13 protein-coding genes are annotated in these 17,971 nt (G+C 72.0%); 7 read left to right on the forward strand and 6 right to left on the reverse strand.

Going from position 1 to position 17,971, the window contains the following annotated elements; all coding sequences use genetic code 11:
- Nucleotides 1-83 precede the first annotated feature (83 nt).
- Nucleotides 84-1,529, forward strand: coding sequence for an FAD-dependent monooxygenase (locus AB0F61_RS21190; protein WP_357812185.1), 1,446 nt, complete (start codon nucleotides 84-86; stop codon nucleotides 1,527-1,529).
- A 221-nt stretch (nucleotides 1,530-1,750) separates the two neighbouring features.
- Here the strand turns inward: AB0F61_RS21190 and AB0F61_RS21195 are convergent, their stop codons facing one another.
- The 3 genes from AB0F61_RS21195 to AB0F61_RS21205 all read right to left on the reverse strand — a co-directional run bounded on the left by AB0F61_RS21195 (nucleotide 1,751) and on the right by AB0F61_RS21205 (nucleotide 5,522).
- Entirely contained in the window at nucleotides 1,751-2,269 is a 519-nt protein-coding gene (locus AB0F61_RS21195; RefSeq protein WP_357812187.1) for a hypothetical protein, read from the reverse strand.
- A gap of 170 nt (nucleotides 2,270-2,439) precedes the next feature.
- Nucleotides 2,440-4,833, reverse strand: a complete 2,394-nt coding sequence (locus AB0F61_RS21200; protein ID WP_357812189.1) for an FtsX-like permease family protein — start codon at nucleotides 4,831-4,833, stop codon at nucleotides 2,440-2,442.
- The gene (locus AB0F61_RS21205) at nucleotides 4,830-5,522 is read right to left on the reverse strand and encodes an ABC transporter ATP-binding protein (protein ID WP_357812191.1); all 693 of its coding nucleotides are present in this window, start codon (nucleotides 5,520-5,522) and stop codon (nucleotides 4,830-4,832) included. Before AB0F61_RS21205 ends, AB0F61_RS21200 begins: the two co-directional genes overlap by 4 nt.
- A 205-nt stretch (nucleotides 5,523-5,727) precedes the next feature.
- On the opposite strand from AB0F61_RS21205, the gene AB0F61_RS21210 reads away from it, so the two are divergent.
- The 3 genes from AB0F61_RS21210 to AB0F61_RS21220 all read left to right on the forward strand — a co-directional run bounded on the left by AB0F61_RS21210 (nucleotide 5,728) and on the right by AB0F61_RS21220 (nucleotide 9,560).
- On the forward strand, nucleotides 5,728-7,104 hold the full coding sequence (locus AB0F61_RS21210; RefSeq protein ID WP_357812193.1) for a histidine kinase: 1,377 nt from the start codon (nucleotides 5,728-5,730) through the stop codon (nucleotides 7,102-7,104).
- Nucleotides 7,101-7,760, forward strand: coding sequence for a response regulator transcription factor (locus AB0F61_RS21215; protein ID WP_357812195.1), 660 nt, complete (start codon nucleotides 7,101-7,103; stop codon nucleotides 7,758-7,760). Before AB0F61_RS21210 ends, AB0F61_RS21215 begins: the two co-directional genes overlap by 4 nt.
- A 285-nt stretch (nucleotides 7,761-8,045) precedes the next feature.
- A complete protein-coding gene (locus AB0F61_RS21220; RefSeq protein WP_357812197.1) occupies nucleotides 8,046-9,560 on the forward strand; it encodes a family 43 glycosylhydrolase in 1,515 nt (504 codons plus the stop codon).
- Between the two features lie 193 nt (nucleotides 9,561-9,753).
- Here the strand turns inward: AB0F61_RS21220 and AB0F61_RS21225 are convergent, their stop codons facing one another.
- Together AB0F61_RS21225 and AB0F61_RS21230 are read right to left on the reverse strand one after the other, a co-directional pair.
- On the reverse strand, nucleotides 9,754-11,019 hold the full coding sequence (locus AB0F61_RS21225) for a PHB depolymerase family esterase (RefSeq protein ID WP_357812199.1): 1,266 nt from the start codon (nucleotides 11,017-11,019) through the stop codon (nucleotides 9,754-9,756).
- A gap of 161 nt (nucleotides 11,020-11,180) precedes the next feature.
- Nucleotides 11,181-11,780: a hypothetical protein gene (locus AB0F61_RS21230; protein WP_357812201.1), complete on the reverse strand. Its 600-nt coding sequence runs from the start codon at nucleotides 11,778-11,780 to the stop codon at nucleotides 11,181-11,183.
- A 118-nt stretch (nucleotides 11,781-11,898) separates the two neighbouring features.
- Between AB0F61_RS21230 and AB0F61_RS21235 the strand changes: the two genes are divergently transcribed.
- The 3 genes from AB0F61_RS21235 to AB0F61_RS21245 all read left to right on the forward strand — a co-directional run bounded on the left by AB0F61_RS21235 (nucleotide 11,899) and on the right by AB0F61_RS21245 (nucleotide 16,840).
- Nucleotides 11,899-14,214: a tetratricopeptide repeat protein gene (locus tag AB0F61_RS21235; protein WP_357812336.1), complete on the forward strand. Its 2,316-nt coding sequence runs from the start codon at nucleotides 11,899-11,901 to the stop codon at nucleotides 14,212-14,214.
- Nucleotides 14,215-14,265: 51 nt separating this feature from the next.
- Complete coding sequence (locus AB0F61_RS21240) at nucleotides 14,266-15,504, forward strand: MFS transporter (protein ID WP_357812203.1); 1,239 nt, start codon at nucleotides 14,266-14,268, stop codon at nucleotides 15,502-15,504.
- A 1,159-nt stretch (nucleotides 15,505-16,663) separates the two neighbouring features.
- Entirely contained in the window at nucleotides 16,664-16,840 is a 177-nt protein-coding gene (locus AB0F61_RS21245) for a hypothetical protein (protein WP_357812205.1), read from the forward strand.
- A 107-nt stretch (nucleotides 16,841-16,947) separates the two neighbouring features.
- On the opposite strand, the gene AB0F61_RS21250 is transcribed toward AB0F61_RS21245, so the two are convergent.
- Nucleotides 16,948-17,946: a hypothetical protein gene (locus AB0F61_RS21250; protein WP_357812207.1), complete on the reverse strand. Its 999-nt coding sequence runs from the start codon at nucleotides 17,944-17,946 to the stop codon at nucleotides 16,948-16,950.
- Nucleotides 17,947-17,971 lie beyond the last annotated feature (25 nt).

Below are 17,971 nucleotides of genomic sequence, written 5' to 3' on the forward strand. Positions count from 1 at the left end.
CCGGACGGATCCGCGTGCTCCGGCGGCCCGCCCCGGCCGGCACGGCAACCCCCCGCTCTAGCCCTTCCGACAAAAGGAGTGCCATGAACAGATCAGTCGTCATCGTCGGTGGTGGACCCGCCGGCCTGTTGCTGGCCGGCGAGCTCGCGCTGGCCGGGGTGGACGTCGAGGTGATCGAACGCCGGAGCGCGCCGCCGGAACGCTGCGACGGCATGGCTGTGCACGCCCGCTGCCTTGAGACGCTCGACCTGCGCGGGCTGGCCGCGCCGATCCGCGACCACCTGTTCCCGTGGCCGCGTACGCCGTTCTCGCTGCTCTGGCTCGATCTGGACGCCGGCAACGAGCGGGACCTGACGTACGGCTTCCCGCAGGTCCGCCTGGAGGCGGTGCTCGCGGCGCGGGCCGAGCGACTCGGCGCGACGATTCGTCGTGGCGCCGAGGTGACCGGCTTCGCGCAGGACGAGGACGGCGTGACAGTGACCGTGCGCTCCGCCGGGGACGAGCGGCGGGTGCGCGCCGCGTACCTGGTGGGCTGTGACGGGCCGGACAGCGTGGTGCGAACTCTGGCCGGCATCACCCTGGCCGGGAGCCTGCCGGCGTACTACGGCATCCTCGGCGACGTCACGCTCACCGACGACCTGCACGAGCTGTTCGACGCCGGGCCGCGGCCGGGCGGCCTGTTCGGTGCGCTGCCCATCGAGCCGGGGAAGATCCGGCTGATGTCCATCGAGTTCGACCGTGAGCCGGTGCGGGACGCCACGGCACCGACGGCGGCCGAGCTGGCCGCGAGTCTGGGCCGGCTCACCGGCCGGGTGCCGAAGATCGACGAGACGCACTACATCTCCCGGTTCGGGCACGCCACCCGGCTGGCCGACCGGTACCGCTCCGGCCGGGTGCTGCTGGCCGGCGATGCCGCCCACCAGCTCTTCATCTCCGGTACGCAGGGTTTGAACACCGCCATCCAGGACGTGATGAACCTGGGGTGGAAGCTCGCGGCGGTGGTCAACGGGTGGGCGTCCGAGGAACTGCTTGACACGTACGAGGCCGAGCGACGCCCGGTCGGCGCGCGGATGGTCCGGCACGCCGAGGCCACCCTGACGCTGCTGCATCCACTGACCCGGCTGAGCGCGCTGCGGGACGTGTTCCGCGATCTCATCGAGATCCCGGAGGTGAGCCGACGGCTGCTCCGCATGCCTACCGAGGTCAGGTACCCGCTCGGCAACGAACATCCGCTCACCGGTACGCACGTGCCGCCGGTGGACGTCCACACCGCGGAGGGGCTCCGGCCGTTGGCGGGGTTGTTGCACGACGGGCGCGGGGTGCTCCTGCTGAGCGACGGGGTGACCGGTGACGTCCCGGCTCGTTCCGACCGGGTGCGGGTGGTGACCGTCGAGCGCCACCCGGATCTGGACGCCGACGCGGTCCTGCTGCGGCCGGACGGGCACGTGGCGTACGCCGGGCCGGTCGACGGCGGGCTCGACGCGGCGCTGGGCCGCTGGTTCGGCGCGGCGGTCGGCTCGCCGGTCTGATCTGACGCGTGCCGGAGGGGTCACCCGGTCTGGTCTGGCCGACCGGGTGACCGACGCCGCTGTTCCGCAACGGGTTCGTCGGCCTGGGTCCGGGTGGCCCCGTTCCTGTTCGGCGCTGCCCGGCCGCCGGTTCCGAGGGCGTGGCCGGTCACCGCACCGGGGGCGTGCACACGACGATCTCCCGGAGCGGATCCGCTCCGGGAGATCTCGGTGTTCGGTGGTCAGCCGCAGACGCTGAGGCTTGAGGCGAAGATGGGCTCGCCCGCCTCGGTGGCGCCGACGACCTGGAAGTGGCGGGCGCCGGTCTTGCCGGCGTACCGCCCGGTGAGCCCCACCGCGGTCGCCGTCTGATCCTCGCCGCTGTTGGCCGAGGAGATCAACACCTGAGCGGTCCACGACACCCGACCGTCGCTGTACGTGTCCACCGCGACGATCCGCTCGTACAGGGCGCCGTCCGACCCGGTGTAGATCAGCGCGCCGCCGTCGGCGGTGCCGATCTGCACTCCGGCCGCATTGAAGATCTCGTTGTGGAAGGTGACCCGGTCCCCCGGGCCCTCACCCGGTGTGCCGGTGTCGTAGAAGGTGAAGTGCGCGGTCTCGGAGATCGGGTCGCGCACCACGCAGGAGCGGGTGGTGGCGTCCGCCGAGGCCGCGCCGGTCGTGCCGAGCACCGCGACACCGGCAGCGCCGACCAACACGGCGGCCGCCGTGGCGATCCGTCGCACATCAAGCACATTCATCGTCTGTCCAATCCGGGGAAGGAACGGGTCGGGACGATGATCCTGCGGCGCACTTAAGCGGGATTTGGCTCAGGCTTTCGTCGGCCGGCCGGTCCGGAGCACGCCGCCCCGGCGCAGGCGGGTGACCGCCGCTCCCGGGGCTGCACCCGTGAGCGGCGGCTCCGTGGCCGTCACTCGGTGCGCAGTGCCACCGCGACCCGGGTCTTCGCCGCCCAGCCGGCCGGCAGCAGGGCACCGACCACGGCGATGACCAGGCCACCGAGACCGAAGAGCAGCAGGTCGAGTGAGCCGTACACGTCGAGGACCGAGCCGGGCAGGCGGAAGCCCACGCTGCTCGCCATCTCGGTGATGACAGTGCGTTGCAGCAGCACGCCGACCCCCGCACCGACCGCGCCGCCGACCAGGCCGGTGACCACGACCGAGGCGATGACCATCGCCGTGGTCTGCCGGGGTGTCATCCCGAGCGCCTTGTGCACGCCCAGGTCGTGGACGCGTTCCCGGGTCTCCAGGACGACCGTGTTCAGCACGCCGAGGCCGGCGACGACCATCAGCAGGAGGCTGAGCAGTCCGGTCAGCGCGTTGATGATGATGATCATCTCGTCGGGCTCGTGGCTGAGGCCGTCGGCCACCGCGCCGAGCGGGTCCAGAGCCGCCGTCAACGCTTTCGCGTACGCCCTGGCGTCGGTGCCGGACCCCAGAGTGACGTAGTACATCGACGGTGCCAGCTCCGGCTCGGCCACCCGCAGGGTGGCGACGTCGGTGACGACCTGCATGCCGTCGTCGTCGAGGTTGAACGCCTCACCGACGATCGTGACGGGCAGGTCGACGCCCTTGTCGGTTAGCACGATGCGGTCACCGACCTCTTTTCCGGCAGCGGTCAGGAACGGCGTCGAGACGACGATCTGCGCCGGGCCGGTCAGCCAGGTCCCTGACACCATCCGGTAGTAGCGCGCCCCGTCCGGCCCGGTGACGGCGACCGCGTCCAGCTCACCGGTGATCCCCGCGGCGGTGATCTCGCTGCGGGCCATGCCCAGGTACCCGTCGGTGCCCGCCTGGTCGGCGATCACCCGCTCGATCGCTGCCGGGTCGTCGAACGGCTGCGGCTGCACCGGACCCCGCGGCTGCCCCGGGCCCGGAGGCTGCCCCGGGCCCGGCGGCGGCCCGCCCCGCGGCACCCGGTGCGGCTGCCCGACCTGGACGTCGGCGATGTCCTCGACCTCCTGGATCCGGTTCAGCGACGTACCGAGACCGACCGCGAAGGTGACAGCAGCCGCGCCGAACGCGATGGCGGCGACGACGCTCACCGCGCGTACCGGTCGGGCGAAGGGGTGGGCCAGGCCGAGCGTCACCGGCCGGGAGATCGGCAGCCGGCTGGTCAGGCGGGCCGCCCACCGACCGCGGCCGGGCCGGGGGGTACGCCCGACGGCGAGCGCGTCGACGCTGCGCAACCGGCCGGCCCGGGCCGCGGCGGCCAGGGCGGTCACCGCCACGAGGGTGAGCGCGCCGCCGGCCACGACCGCGTCGACCCAGAGCGCGACCCCGTTGTCGTCCGTACCGTAGAGCTGATCGGTCTGGGCGAGGATCGGCACGGTCAGGAGGTTGCCGGCGACCACACCGAGCGCCGCACCGACAGCGGCCGGGATGAGCGCCTGCCCCACGTACGCCCGGACCACCTGGGCCGGCGTGAAGCCGAGCGCCTTGAGGATGCCGATCCGGCGGGTGGCTGTGGAGACCGCGCCGGCGATCACGTTGCCGATGATCAGCACCGCCATGACCACACCCAGCATGCCGAAGGCGATCAGGAACGGCACCAGCAGGACGGTCTCCCCGGTCGCCTCCCGGCGAACGTCGAGCCACGACACGGCGCTGTCGAGCGCGGCGGCGGGGACGGACGCCTGCACCGCCGTCCGGCCGGCCTGGACCTGTGCGGCAGTGCCGGCCTCGGTGAAGCGGTAGAGCATCTGGTAGGCGCGCGGGCCGTCAGGGCCGGTCCAGGCCGCGAGCTGCGCCGGGGTGGTCCACGCGTCGGCGGTCTGACTGGCCGAACGGGCGAACCCGACGACTGTCACCGATGGGCTGCCCGGCGCGTCGGACACCGTCCACCGCTGGCCCAGCACCTGCGGTGGTAACCGCAGGTGCTCCCCCGTGGCCAGCACGATCTCCCCCGGCCCGGTCGCCCACCGGCCGTCGACGATGTCGACCCGGTCGACCGCGCCGCCCGGATCGGCGCGCCCGACCACGGTCAGCGGCGGCACCGGGTTACCCATCGGGTTGTTCAGGTTCAGCTCGGCGTTCGGGAAGGGTCCCGCCGACCCGGCGACCCCGGCGGCGCTCGCGGAGGCGGCCACCTGCGCCTCGGTGACCGCACCCGCGTCGAACTGGGCGGTGAGGTGCGCGCCCTGCTGCTGGCTGAAGGCCCGGTCGAAGGGTCCCCGGGAGGCCACCATCAGCGAACCGCCGAGGACGGCCGACGTCACCGCGATCATCACGACCAGGCCGATCACGATCGTCTGTACGCGTCGCCGTCCGACCCCGGCGCGGACCACCCGAGCCAGCGCGCTCATCGGGTCCGCTCCAACGCGGAGTCGGCGGCGACCTGCCCGTCGAGGAGTTGGACGGTCCGGGTCGCGCACCTCTCGGCGAGGACCAGGTCGTGGGTGACCACGACGATGGTCTGGCCGTCGGCGTGCAGTTCGGTGAGCAGGCGCATGACCTCCTCGCCGGAGGCGGTGTCCAGCGCCCCGGTCGGCTCGTCGGCCAGCAGCAGCGGTGGCCGGTTCATCAGCGCGCGGGCGACGGCGACCCGCTGCCGTTCACCGCCGGAGAGCCTCCCGGGGTACGCGCCGGCGTGTCGGTCGACGCCGAGCCGGCCGAGCAGCTCGGCCGCCCGCCGCTGGGCGGTGCCGCGGCCCATCCCGGCCAGTTGTGCCGGCAGCATGACGTTGTCGGCGACGGTCAGGTCGTCGAGCAGGTTGAAGAACTGGAACACCAGACCGATCCGGGCCCTCCGGTACCGGGCGGAGGCCGCCTCGCCGAGCTGGTCGACCCGCACCCCGTCGACGGTGACCGTGCCGGTGCTCGGCCGGTCCAGCCCGGCCACCAGGTTCAGCATCGTCGACTTGCCGCTGCCGGACGGGCCGAGGATCGCCACCGCCTCGCCGGGCGCGACGCTCAACGACACCTCACGCAGCGCCGGTGGCCCTTCGTCGTACCGGCGTGTCACCTCGTGCAACTCGATAAGCGGTGTGGTCATGTCCCCGTCTCCTCAGGTAATGGTGAGCTGGCGAGGGTGACGCTAGGGGCGGGGACGAGTCGGACACATCGGCAACGGGAGGCATCTTCGGTACCGCGTCGGGATGAGCGGTGGCGGTGTCATCCCTGCGAGGTAGGCGTGCGATGTAGCGACACCGCTCTCCCGGCGGATAGGCACCGGCGCGGTCCGGCACGAGAATGAACCGATGACGGGGCGTGCGGTGTTGATCCGGCTGTGGTCTCACCTCCGGTCCCTGGCTCGTCCGGTCGGCCAGTTGCCGCCGTTGTCGCGCCGGGGGCAGCTGTTCGATGCGCTCTTGGCGCTCGGGCTCGGTCTTCTCGCGATCCAGGCGGACAAGGGTGTCGATGACCGGCCGGCGGCGCGCCGCATCGTCTTCGAGCGGGGTGAGCTCTGGCAGGGTCCGCCGGTGCCACCCGACCCGGTGTGGCCGCCCTTCCTGCCGGTCGAGGACGACGGCGGCACCGGCTGGACGGCGGTGCTGCTCATGCTCGTCGTACTGCCGTTGCTGTTTCGCCGCCGCTACCCGTTGGGGACGCTCTGGGTGGTGCTGGCGAGCGCCGGGCTTGTCGACGACAATCCGGCCGCGCTGCGGCTGTCCTTCTTCGCCTGCGTGGTGGCCGGCTACAGCGCCGCTGTCTTCAGCCCGTACAAGATCCTGGCGTTGGCCAGCCTGCCGGCGGCCGCGGTGCTGCACGCGGGGTTGCAGTCCGACGCCAGTTCGGTGTCCGACAGCGCCGTGCCGTTTTTGATCCTGTTGCCGATCGCGGTGGCGGCCGAGGGGCTGCGCCGGTGGAAGCAGCACGCCGACGAGGGCCGGGCGCGAATGTCGGCCATGGAGCACGAGCAGGTCGAGGCGCTGCGCCGGGCCACGGAGTTCGAACGGGCCCGGATCGCCAGGGAGTTGCACGACGTGGTGACCCACAACGTCAGCGTGATGGTGATTCAGGCGGGCGCGGCGCGCAAGGTGATGGACTCCCGGCCCGAGGACGCCCGGGCGGCGCTGCTCGCGGTCGAGGCCGGCGGCCGGGCGGCGATGACCGAGCTGCGGCACGTGATGGGGCTGCTCACGATGGACGGCGACGTTCTGGGGCAGGAGGGCGCGGCCGAGCTGGCTCCGCAGCCCGGCCTCGATGGGCTGGACGCGCTGGTGCGGCGGGTGCGCGACTCGGGGGTCGAGGTCGAGCTGGTCGTGCGCGGGCAGCGGGGGCCGTTGCCGTCCGGCATCGAGCTGACCGTGTACCGGCTGGTGCAGGAGGCGTTGACGAACGCCGTCAAACACGCTGCCGGCGCATCCGTGCGCGTGCTCGTCGACTACGCCGGGACCCATCTGCGGGTCGAGGTGACCGACACCGGCGGCCGAGCCGGCGCGAGCGCCGCCACCGGCACCGGGCGCGGGCTGATCGGTCTACGCGAGCGACTGGCGGTCTACGGTGGCACGGTGCGGGCGGGTCCACGACTCACCGGTGGATACCGGGTCCAGGCCCTCATCCCGGTGGAGAATGCCCTCGACGACGTCGCGGGAGACGACCGGACGGGCACACCTCTGGGGGGCACGGCATGACCGCAGCGGTGCGGGTGGTGGTCGCCGACGACCAGGCGTTGGTCCGGGCCGGGTTCCGGATGATCCTGACCGCCGACGGGATCGACGTGGTCGCCGAGGCGACGACCGGGGTCGAGGCCGTCGAGGCGGTCCACCGGCACCGGCCCGACGTGGTCCTGATGGACATCCGGATGCCGGACATGGACGGTCTCGCGGCCGCCCGCCAGATCCTCGCCGGCGCTGGCGAGGCGCCACGCATCATCATGCTCACGACCTTCGACCTGGACCAGTACGTGTACGCGGCACTGACCGCGGGAGCGAGCGGCTTCCTGCTCAAGGACGTCACCCCGGAGCATCTGGTGGGCGCGGTCCGGCTGGTCCGTTCCGGTGACGCGCTGCTGGCGCCGGCGATCACCAGGCGGCTGGTGCAGCGGTTCGCCAAGCGCGACGCCGACCCGCCGGCCATCCATCGGGACCTGGCCGCGCTGACCCCGCGTGAGTTGGAGGTGCTGGGCCTGCTGGCCCACGGTCTGAGCAACGCCGAACTCGCCGGCCGCCTGCACCTGTCGGAGGCGACGGTGAAGACGCATGTCGCCCGGATCCTGGCCAAGTTGGGCCTCCGCGACCGGGTCCAGGCCGTCGTCGTGGCGTACCGGACCGGCCTGGTCACTCCCTGAGCGTGGCCGCCCGGTCAACCCGCGGTCGGACGCCGAGCAGGTCACCGGCCAGGATTTCTTGACAGACATCAATGTTAGCGCCAACATTATGCCGTTACCCGGGCGCAACACCGCCGTCATGTTTCCCGTCCCCCGCAGGTCGGGCGCCCGCGGTGGCGTCGCCACCGGGCGCGACCCCCGAGCGGTCCGCTGTCACCGCCCGGCGACCAACCGGATCGGCCACGACGCGTCGGCCGGCACCGCCGCACCGACGAACGGGTCGCTCACGAACCGCACGGAGGACAGATGCCGCTGCCACTCCCCCGCACCGATCCAGCCACTCGACGAGCCGTCGGCCCGGGGCGGGCCGACGGCCGTGGCCGCCGACGACTGCGGTCGGTCGTGGCCGCCGCGCTTGTGGTGCTCGCCGTCTCCGCCGGGCTGCCGGCGGCGGGGCCGGCGCAGGCCGCACCGGCCGTCACCTACACCAACCCGCTGGTGAACCAGCGGGCCGACCCGCACATCTTCCGGCACACCGACGGCTACTACTACCTGACCGCCACCGTGCCGCAGTACGACCGGATCGTGCTGCGACGGGCGACCACCCTGCAAGGGCTGGCGACGGCGGCGGAGTCGACGATCTGGAGCCGCCACACCAGCGGGGAGATGGGCGCCCACATCTGGGCACCGGAGATCCACTTCATCAACAACAGGTGGTACGTCTACTTCGCCGCGGGCCGGACCGACGACGTGTGGCGCATCCGGATGTACGCGCTGGAGAACGCCAGCGCGAACCCGCTCACCGGCTCGTGGACCGAACGCGGACGGATCACGACTCCCTGGGACACCTTCAGCCTGGACGCCTCCACCTTCGTCGCCAACGGGGTGCGCTATCTGACCTGGGCCCAACAGGAACCGGGGATCTCCAACAACTCGAACGTCTACCTCGCCCGGATGGGCGCCAACCCGTGGCAGATCACGGGCACCGTGACCCGGCTCGTCGTGCCGACGTACGACTGGGAGACCCGCGGCTACCGGGTCGCCGAGGGCCCGGCGGTGATCCAGCGCAACGGCCGCATCTTCCTGACCTACTCGGCAAGCGCCACCGACGCCAACTACTGCCTCGGGATGTTGAGCGCCTCCTCCACCGCGAACCTGCTCGACGCGGCCTCCTGGAGCAAGAGCCCCAACCCGGTGTTCGTCAGCAACGCGACCACCGGCCAGTACGGCCCCGGCCACAACTCGTTCACCGTCTCCGAGGACGGGCAGAGCGACATCCTGGTCTACCACGACCGCAACTACCGCGACATCAGCGGCGATCCGCTCAACGATCCGAACCGGCGCACCCGGCTGCAGAAGGTGTACTGGAACGCCGACGGCACCCCGAACTTCGGCATCCCGGTGCCCGACGGGGCCACCCCGGTCCGGCTGCGCTCCCACGACCTGTCCACCAGCTACCTCCGGCACTACGACTACCGGGCCCGGATCGAGCCGAACGTGACGAACCTGGCCGACTCGCAGTTCCGGATCGTCACCGGCCTCGCCGGCGGCGGGTCGGTGTCGCTGGAGTCGACGAACTTCCCCGGGTACTACCTGCGCCACCGGGGCTTCGCCCTGTACGTGGAGAAGAACGACGGGTCGGCCCTCTTCGGCGGCGACGCCAGCTTCCGTCGCCAGGCCGGCCTCGCCGACAGCGCCGGGATCTCCCTGGAGTCCCAGAACTACGCGGGCCGGTATGTACGCCACCGCGACGGGCTGCTCTACGTGGAGGCGGTCAGCACGAGCGCCGAGCGCGCCTCGGCCACCTTCCACCTGGAATAGCCGCCCACACCGGCAACAACGCGATCCTGGTGGAGAACCGCTGCAACGTCGTCATCGCCGGGGTTTCCGGGACGGTGACGGGCGGGAGCGAACAACACGATAAGCAACGTCACGCGGATCAACTCGACACTCACCTGGTGTTGAGCCGAGCGGGGTGCGGCCGCCCGGTCCCGGGCGGCCGCACCCGCCGCGCTCACCGACGACGGCGGGCCATCCACTGCCAGATGTGGGTGCCGTCGATGCTCGGATCGTTGCGGGCCACGTAGATCCAGGACCAGTGCCCGGGGAACTGGTAGCCGTTCCAGACGACGTGGTCGTACAGGCTGACCAGCGATCCCGGGATGAGGTCGTGGGCGTGGATCGTGTTGGTCTCGGGTGGCACGGTGTCGTCGTCGCGCGAGGTGACAAGCCAGGTCGGGGTTGTGATCTTCGCCAGCTCGGCGTCGGTGATCAGCGGCGGGCCCGCCCCGTCGAGCGGCTCGACGACACCGCAGATCGGCACCGACGCGGCGAACAGGTCGGGATAGGCCACCGTCATCTCCAGGGACATGTAGCCGCCGTTGCTGCAACCGACCACGTAGATCCGGTCGGGGTCGACCCGCTTGCGGCGCACGAGGTCCCGGACGATCTCGCGGATCAGCGGGGCGAACCGGGGGCCGTCCTCCATCCAGTAGGAGGTGCTCTGCGGAGCCACGACGTAGGCGCCGGAGAAGATCCGCTGCGCCTGCGGAGTGGCGAAGCCGAGCGCCCCCCGGTTGGCGCGCAGCGTGGTCTCGTTGTCGTAGTAGTCGTCGGGCAACGAGGCGCCCTCACCGGCGCCGTGCAGCCAGACGATCAGCGGCCGCCGACCGTGCCGGGGCGAGTGGTCGGGGGAATACAGCCGGTACTTCATACCGGAGCCCGAGACGTGGTAGGTGAAGGCGTCCACCTCGGGGTTCGACAGCCGTCCCTGCACGAAGCGGGTGATGGTGACCGGCGAGCCGTGGCGCCGGGCGATCGGGGTGTTCTGCGTGATGGTGTAGACGAGGTCCAACCGGACGTTGCGGCCCTTGCTCAGGATGTAGCCGAGGGTGCCACCGCCGGGTTGACCTTCGGCGTGGCTCAGCTCCAGCACGATGTTGCCGTGCCGGTCGAGGCGGGCCGCGGTCACCGTACGGTCCAGGTCGTACTCGCTGAAGATCTGATCGCCCGGGGCGATCGGGATCGGGCTGGTGGCCTTGGCGTGCACGCTGAACGTGCCGGGGGTCAGCCCGGCCGGGTCGATCGGCCCGAGCCGGCCGGTGTCGAGGGTGACCGAGGTGACCTGCTCACCGCCGTCGAGGGTGGTCGCGTCGAGGGTGAAGCTCACGCTTGTGGGGTGGTGCCCACCGGCCTGGGCGGCGCGACCGGGCAGGGCCAGGCCGACGGCGGCACCGGCCCCACCGACCAGGACAGCGCGACGAGTGACAGACGTGGACATGCGGCCCCCGTACCTTGCGGCGTAGACGTACGTCGATGAGATCTCAACGTAACGCCGCCGAGATCCGCTGGCAACCGGTGCCGGCACGGGTGATCAGGGCGCTCCACGTCGTGGGGGCTGAAGACGCCCTGATCAGTCACGCACGGAGGGCGGCCGCCCGGTCAGGCCAGGCGCTCGAACACCGAGAACGGGTAGACCCAGGCGGGGTTGAAGATGAGGCCCAGCCGGTGCAGGTAGCGCTGGCAGGTGCTCGGCTGCGCCGGGTCGGTGCAGAACGTCACCCACAGCTCGGAGTAGCCGTCCTTCTCGGTCGGGCTGTAGTTGACGATCTGGTCCCGCACGACGAACCGCATCGACGTCAGTCGAGGGTCCTGCACGTCGTTGGGAAAGGAGAGGGACGTGTCCAGGCCGTACAGCACGATCTCGTTGGCGAACAGGCAGACGCTCGCCTGGAAGTACAACTCGTAGATGGTGGTGTAGGTGGCGGTCTCGTAGACCTCCTCGGAGACCTCCTCGCGGTAGCAGGGGGTGCCCGGCGGGAACGCGGGCGGGGTGGGCACCGGGATCGCGTTTGTCGTGATGTCACCTGTGGTGCGGGTCGAACCGCCCGACGGGACCACGCGCAGGCCACCGTCGGCGCAGGCCGCCTTCGTCTTGCAGACCGCCGCGTCGGGCGCCGCCGACGCGGCCGCCGCCGGGACGGTGAGGGTTGCCGCGAGCACGGCCAGAACCAGGACCAGAGGCTTGAGATGTACGGACACGGAACCTCCACGAGGTGCGATCGGTGCGCTCTGCACGCGAGCCAGGATCGCCGATCCGACTGATCTCTGGCCGGAATCCCGTACACCGCCGTACATTGACGTACGTCATTTGTCGAATGTGGAGGGCCGGGCGCTGGATGCCACCGGGGCGCAAACGCTCGACGACCTGGCCGGACTGTTGCGGGCGTTGCGGCGCAGGCACGCACGCCAGGTGGGCGACGGTGAGCTGACGTACCGGGAGTTGGCCGCCCGCACCGGCTGGTCGCACACGGCGATCGCGGAATACCTCACCGGAAAGACGCTGCCGCCCACCGACCGGCTCGACGCGTTGGTGCGGCTGCTCGGCGCCACGCCGCCCGAGCAGGGCGCGCTCGCCACCGCCCGGGACCGGATCGAGGAGAGCCGCCGCCGCGCGCCGCGCGCACCGGACCAGCTCGTACCCCGGCAGTTGCCCGCCGACGTGGCCAGCCTCGCCGGCCGCGACGACGAACTGGCCAGGCTCGACAAGCTCGTCGCCGCGCCCACCGCCGTCGTGGTCGCCGCGATCTCGGGCACGGCCGGGGTGGGCAAGACCGCCCTGGCCGTGCACTGGGCCCACCGCGTCGCCGAACGGTTCGACGACGGTCAGCTCTACGTCAACCTGCGCGGCTTCGACCCGGGCGGGCAGGCGCTGAACGCGGCGACGGCGCTGCGCGGCTTCCTCGACGCGCTCGGGGTACCGGCCGCGCGGGTGCCCGCCGAACTCGACGCCCAGGCCGCCCTGTATCGCAGCGTGCTGGCCGGCAAGCGGATCCTCATCGTGCTCGACAACGCCCGGGACGCGGAACAGGTCCGTCCGTTGCTGCCCGGCACACCCGCCACGCTGGTACTCGTGACGAGCCGCAACCAGCTCACCTCGCTCGTCAGCCTCGACGGCGCGCACCCGCTCCCGCTCGGCCTGCTCACCCGCGACGCGGCCAACGAGCTGCTCACCAACCGGCTCGGCGTGGACCGGGTGGCCGCCGAACCGGAGGCCGCCGAGGCGATCATCGCCGCCTGCGCACGCCTACCGCTGGCGCTGAGCATCGCCGCGGCCAGGGCCCAGCAGTCCGGCTTCCCGCTGGCCACCCTGGCGAGCGAGGTGGGGACGGCCGGTCAGCGGTTCGGCGTACTCGACGCGGGTGACGCGGTCGGCGAGGTGCGGGCGGTGTTCTCCTGGTCGTACACCTCGCTCACCGGGCCGGCGGCCGGGCTGTTCCGGCTGCTGGGCCTGCACCCCGGCCCCGACATCACGGTGCCCGCGGCGGCCAGCCTGGCCGGGATCCCGGCGGACGCGGCCCGCCGGTTGCTCACCGAACTGACCCGCGCCAACCTGCTCACCGAGTACCGGCCCGGCCGGTTCACCGCGCACGACCTGTTGCGGGCGTACGCCACCGAACTCAGCGACGACACCGATCCCGAGCCGGACCGCAGGGCCGCCACGACGCGGCTGCTCGACCACTACACCCACACCGCCCACGCCGCCGACGAACTGCTGCGCCCGCACAGCGACCCGGTGGACCACCTCCGGACCGCGCCGGTGGCCGGCGTGCTCCCCGATCGGCCCACCACCCACGCGGAGGCGATGGCCTGGCTGACGGCCGAACACCCGGTGCTGCTCGCCGCGCTGCGCCAGGCCGCCGCCGCCGACTTCGACGTGCACGTGTGGCGGCTGGGGCGGGCCCTCGACACCTTCCTGGACCGGCAGGGGCACTGGCACGACCGCGTCGAGACCTGCCGGGCGGCCCTGCTCGCCGCCGAACGTCTCGGCGACCCGGTCGCACAGGCGGTCGCACACCGATTTCTCGCCGGCGCCCACACCGTGGTCGGCCACTACGACGACGCGCACAGCCACCTCGAACGCGCTCTGGCGCTGTACGTCCTCGGCGGGAACACCGAGGGTGAGGCGCGTACGCACCAGAACCTCGCCTCGCTGTGGGACCGGCAGGGCGAGCCGCGCAAGGCCCTTGAGCACTCGACCCGGACCCTCGCCCTGGCCCGGGCCGCCGGCCACGGCCGGGCCCAGGCCGACGCGCTCAACGCGGTCGGGTGGTGCCACGCCCAGCTCGGCGAGCACCGCTCGGCCCTGGCGTACTGCGAGGAGGCGCTCGAACTCCTCCAGCAGCTCGGCGACCGCGCGGGCGAGGCCGCCACCTGGGACAGCCTGGGCTTCGCCCACCACCACCTCGACCAGTACGACCAGGCCGTGGAGTGCTACGAGCGCACGCTTGAGCTCACTCGGGACCTCGGTGACCGGTGGGGTGAGGCGGACACCCTCAGCCGGCTGGGCGACACCCGCGCCGCGCTCGGCGACACCACCGCCGCGCGGGCCGACTGGCAGCGGGCACTCGACATCTTCACGGCCCTGCACCACCCGGACGCCGCCACCGTCCGAGCCAAGCTCATGCTCCCGTGACACCACCGCCCGTCGACGGTCCACACCGCCACCGCTATAGTCAGTTCCATTATGAAACTGACTGCTTTCTGGCGTTGGTGGACAGCCAGCACGACCAGCCACGTCGGCTCGGCGGTCGGCGGGGTCGCACTGCCGCTTACCGCGCTTGTCGTGCTGGACGCGTCGGCGTTCGACATGGGTCTGATCACCGCGGCCGGCTACCTCGCGTACCTCCTGATCAGCCTGCCGGCGGGGGTGATCGTGCAGCGCGTGCCGCTGCGCGGCATGCAGGTCGCCCTGGATCTGATCCGGGCCCTCGCCATCGCGTCGGTCCCCCTGGCCTGGTGGCACGACACCCTGACGGTGGCCCAACTGGTCGCGGTCGCCCTGGTCGTGAGCTTCGCCAACGTGCTGTTCGACGTGGCGAACCAGACCTTCCTGCCGGAGATCGTGCCGGCCGCGCAGTTGCAGGCGCGCAACAGTCTCAACTCCGGCACCCATGCCGCCACCCAGTTGGGCGGGCCGTCTCTGGGCGGGCTCGCTGTGCAACTGGTGGGTGCGGTGCCAACGCTGCTCGTGGACGCCGTCAGCTACCTGGTCTCCGCCGTGCTGCTGCGCACCCTCCCGGCCCGACGGGTGCAGCGACCGGACCAGCGGCCACCGATGGTCACGATGATCCGCGAGGGCTGGCACTACGTGCTACGCCACCCGATCATCGGGCCGGCCATGTGGGACGCCACCGCGACGAACTTCGTCAGCGGCGCCATGCTGGCTCTCTTCCCGCTCTACCTGGTGCGCGAGTTGCACGCCTCGCCGCTCCTGGTCGGACTGCTGCTCGCCACCGACGGCCTCGGCACGCTCATCGGCGCCGCGCTGACAACCCGCTTCACCAACCGGTTCGGCACCGCACGCGGTCTGATCATCTCGGCCTTCGTCGGCGTGGTCGGCGCGCTCATCATCCCGCTGGGCACCGGCACCGCTGGCTACGTCGCCTTCGCCGTCGGGAACCTCGTCCTCGCCGGGTCCACTGTGGTGCTCAGCGTGACCACCCGCACGTACCGGATGCTCGCCAGCCCGCCGGAGCTGCTGTCGCGGGTGATCGCCACGGTCAAGTTCGTCTCCTGGGGTGCCATCCCGCTCGGCAGCCTGCTCGCCGGCGTCCTGGCCGGGCCGCTCGGCGCCCGCACCACCCTGCTGATCTTCGGTGCGCTCACCGTGCTCTCCCCGATCATCTACCTGTCGACCCCGATCCGAGGGATGCGCGACCTGCCGCTCGACGTCGCTCCGAAACCGGTCGAGGCCCGGGTGTGAACCGCCGGACGGTCCGGCCGAGCGGCCGTTCCCGTCTACTGCGGACGCTCGTTGCCGCACCGCCTCCCGCTCGGATCAGCCGCGCAGGCATCGACAGAAGGTGTAGCCCGTAGATCCCCGGGGCAAGAACCCGCGCATGGAGGGAACGGCAGGACGCGAGGGGCAACCGCTCGGCCAGCGGCAGCGCACCGGTGAATCGGAGCGGGCGGGGCTTGCGGCACAGCTGTCGGTGGCCTCCGTCTGATGCGGTTGAGGCACAGCCTTCCAGCGGCGGCGTTCGGGGCCGCTGCGCTCGGCGCGGCCCTGGGCACCAACCCCGCCCACGCCGACACGCCGCTACCGTTGCCGACGAGTCTCCAGCCGGCGGAGGTCGGCACCTCGCCACACACCATAGAGGTGCGGGTTCCCGACCTCGTCGAGGTGCGGCTGTCCGTTCCCCTGCCGTTGCCGACCGCGATCCCCCTGCCCCTTCCGTCGGCGATCCCCCTGCCCCTGCCGTCGACCGTTCCCCTGCCCCTGCCGTCGGCCGTCCCTCTGCCGACGCTGTCGGCCGATCCCTCCACAGTGGTGCCGACGCGGCCGGCCCGTACGTCGCCGTCGTCCTCGTCCAAGGCCACGCGCACACCGTCGAATTCGGCCTCCCCAGCGGCACGCGCCGCCTCGCGGTCGTCCCCGGCGCCATCGACGCCCGTGCCGGCGACGGTGTCCCACGTCGTGCACGGCAGCTCCGGCAGCCGGACACCGGATCGGGCCCGGGTGGCGACGACCGCGGTCACCGACGAGCCGCCCCGGCCACCCGCCCGTCCCCCGTCGGTGCCACCGGCGCTCGTGCTGGCACTCGCGTCGGCACCGGCCGGTGCCGGCACCGGCGGTACCGATCCACCCTCGTCGACAGCTGAAGCTCAGCCACCCAGCGCGCCGCTGGGCCCAAGGCTCCCCGTGACCGTCGTCGACAGGCGCGCTACCAGCCGACCGGTGGAGCGGGGTCCCCCGCCGCCACAGCAACTCCTGATCACCCACTCGCGTCCACGACGTTGATCAGGAGAGGACCATGGAGATAGCCGTCATCTGGATACCCGCCGACATCGAGCCGTCGGAGCCCGTCGTCGCGACGTGTCTTGCTCACCTTCGCCGACACTCGTACCGATTCGCAGGAATCATGCGGGCATCGTGGGAGACCGTCGAGCAGGCCATGATCGACGGTGAGGTGGACGTCGTCGTCATCGCCGACCATGCCCACCTCCCGCCGGACCGGTCCCCCCGGATCGAGCTGGCCACCGCGACCGGCGTCGACGCCGACGGGGACCGAATGGTTTCCTACCCACGGCTCGACTGACACGACGAAGCGCCCCGTCCGGTCGGACGGGGCGCTTCGTGGACCTGCCCTCCCGAGCGCGGGCACCCAGGCCGATCGCCCAGGGCGTCACCGACGACGGCGTGGAGCTACTCGTCGTACGGGTCCCAGTGCGCCGCGTAGCGCAGCAGCGAACGGGCCAGGGCCGGGTGTGCCGCCGCCCACCTGGTGTCGAAGAGGAACCACTGGTCGAACCCGAAGAAGTCGTCGATGTGTCGGGCGACCTGCGCGATGTGCGGATCCGAGCGGGTCAGCGACCCGACGGACGGCTGCGGAGTCAGCAGCCGCACCATCTCCGGGTGGATCGCGTGGTGTGCCGATGCCAGATCGAGGCTGGCGGGCGACGGGTCGTACCCGGACAGCCGGGCGTAGCGCTCCAGCGCCGCGCCGACGTCCGTCTCGTCGGGCGCGACCAGGGCCCGCAACAGCTGGGCGTCGTGCGGCCATCGACGGGTGCCGGGCGCGTCGACGGTACGCAGATGAGCGGCGAGGTCCGGCAGGGTGAGGCCGGGGAAGGCGAGGGCGCCAGCCAGGTCCAGGTTGCGGTCGGCGTCGTGCGAGCCCCAACCCAGACGGACCGAGAAGACGCCCTCCGGACCGGGTGGGGCGATCCGTACGGTACGGACCGGCACCCCGTGCTCGAAGACCGCGCCGGACGCGGCGGCGTCGGCGGGCAGCGGCCAGGTGTCGTGCAGCAGGAAGGCGAGCCGGTCAGGCGACGCGACGGCGGCGTCCTCCTCGACGAAGTAGTAGGCCAGATCCACCTCGTCGTCGTCGGTACGCACGCGCAGGGCGTGCTCGCCGAGCCGGATGAACGTGCCGTCGTCGTCGCCCTCCACATAGAGGTGCTCGGTCAGCAGCTCGCGTAGGTGGTCGAGGGTCTCCGGAGGCGGCAGGTGCCGCTTCCCGGCCTCCTCGAAGATCGAGTCCAGGCCGTACACGTCATCGCCCAGCTCGCTCTCGATCCAGCCCTGCGGGTCGTCACGGCCCCAGCCCCGGCGAAACCAGTCGAGCACCGTCGTGTCGGGCAGGGTGACCACCCGCTTGCTGAACGGCGATTCCTCTCGCCAGCGGCACACGAAGTACATGCGGCGAACCCTAGGCGAGCTGCCC

This window comes from Micromonospora sp. NPDC023888, from assembly GCF_040639415.1.
Taxonomy (GTDB): domain Bacteria; phylum Actinomycetota; class Actinomycetes; order Mycobacteriales; family Micromonosporaceae; genus Micromonospora.

Excerpts from the sequence above, each read along its gene's own strand:
- AB0F61_RS21190 (WP_357812185.1), top strand. The coding sequence starts at position 84 with ATGAACAGATCAGTCGTCATCGTCGGTGGTGGACCCGCCGGCCTGTTG.
- AB0F61_RS21195 (WP_357812187.1), bottom strand. The coding sequence starts at position 2,269 with ATGAATGTGCTTGATGTGCGACGGATCGCCACGGCGGCCGCCGTGTTG.
- AB0F61_RS21200 (WP_357812189.1), bottom strand. The coding sequence starts at position 4,833 with ATGAGCGCGCTGGCTCGGGTGGTCCGCGCCGGGGTCGGACGGCGACGC.
- AB0F61_RS21205 (WP_357812191.1), bottom strand. The coding sequence starts at position 5,522 with ATGACCACACCGCTTATCGAGTTGCACGAGGTGACACGCCGGTACGAC.
- AB0F61_RS21210 (WP_357812193.1), top strand. The coding sequence starts at position 5,728 with ATGACGGGGCGTGCGGTGTTGATCCGGCTGTGGTCTCACCTCCGGTCC.
- AB0F61_RS21215 (WP_357812195.1), top strand. The coding sequence starts at position 7,101 with ATGACCGCAGCGGTGCGGGTGGTGGTCGCCGACGACCAGGCGTTGGTC.
- AB0F61_RS21220 (WP_357812197.1), top strand. The coding sequence starts at position 8,046 with ATGCCGCTGCCACTCCCCCGCACCGATCCAGCCACTCGACGAGCCGTC.
- AB0F61_RS21225 (WP_357812199.1), bottom strand. The coding sequence starts at position 11,019 with ATGTCCACGTCTGTCACTCGTCGCGCTGTCCTGGTCGGTGGGGCCGGT.
- AB0F61_RS21240 (WP_357812203.1), top strand. The coding sequence starts at position 14,266 with ATGAAACTGACTGCTTTCTGGCGTTGGTGGACAGCCAGCACGACCAGC.
- AB0F61_RS21245 (WP_357812205.1), top strand. The coding sequence starts at position 16,664 with ATGCGGGCATCGTGGGAGACCGTCGAGCAGGCCATGATCGACGGTGAG.
- AB0F61_RS21250 (WP_357812207.1), bottom strand. The coding sequence starts at position 17,946 with ATGTACTTCGTGTGCCGCTGGCGAGAGGAATCGCCGTTCAGCAAGCGG.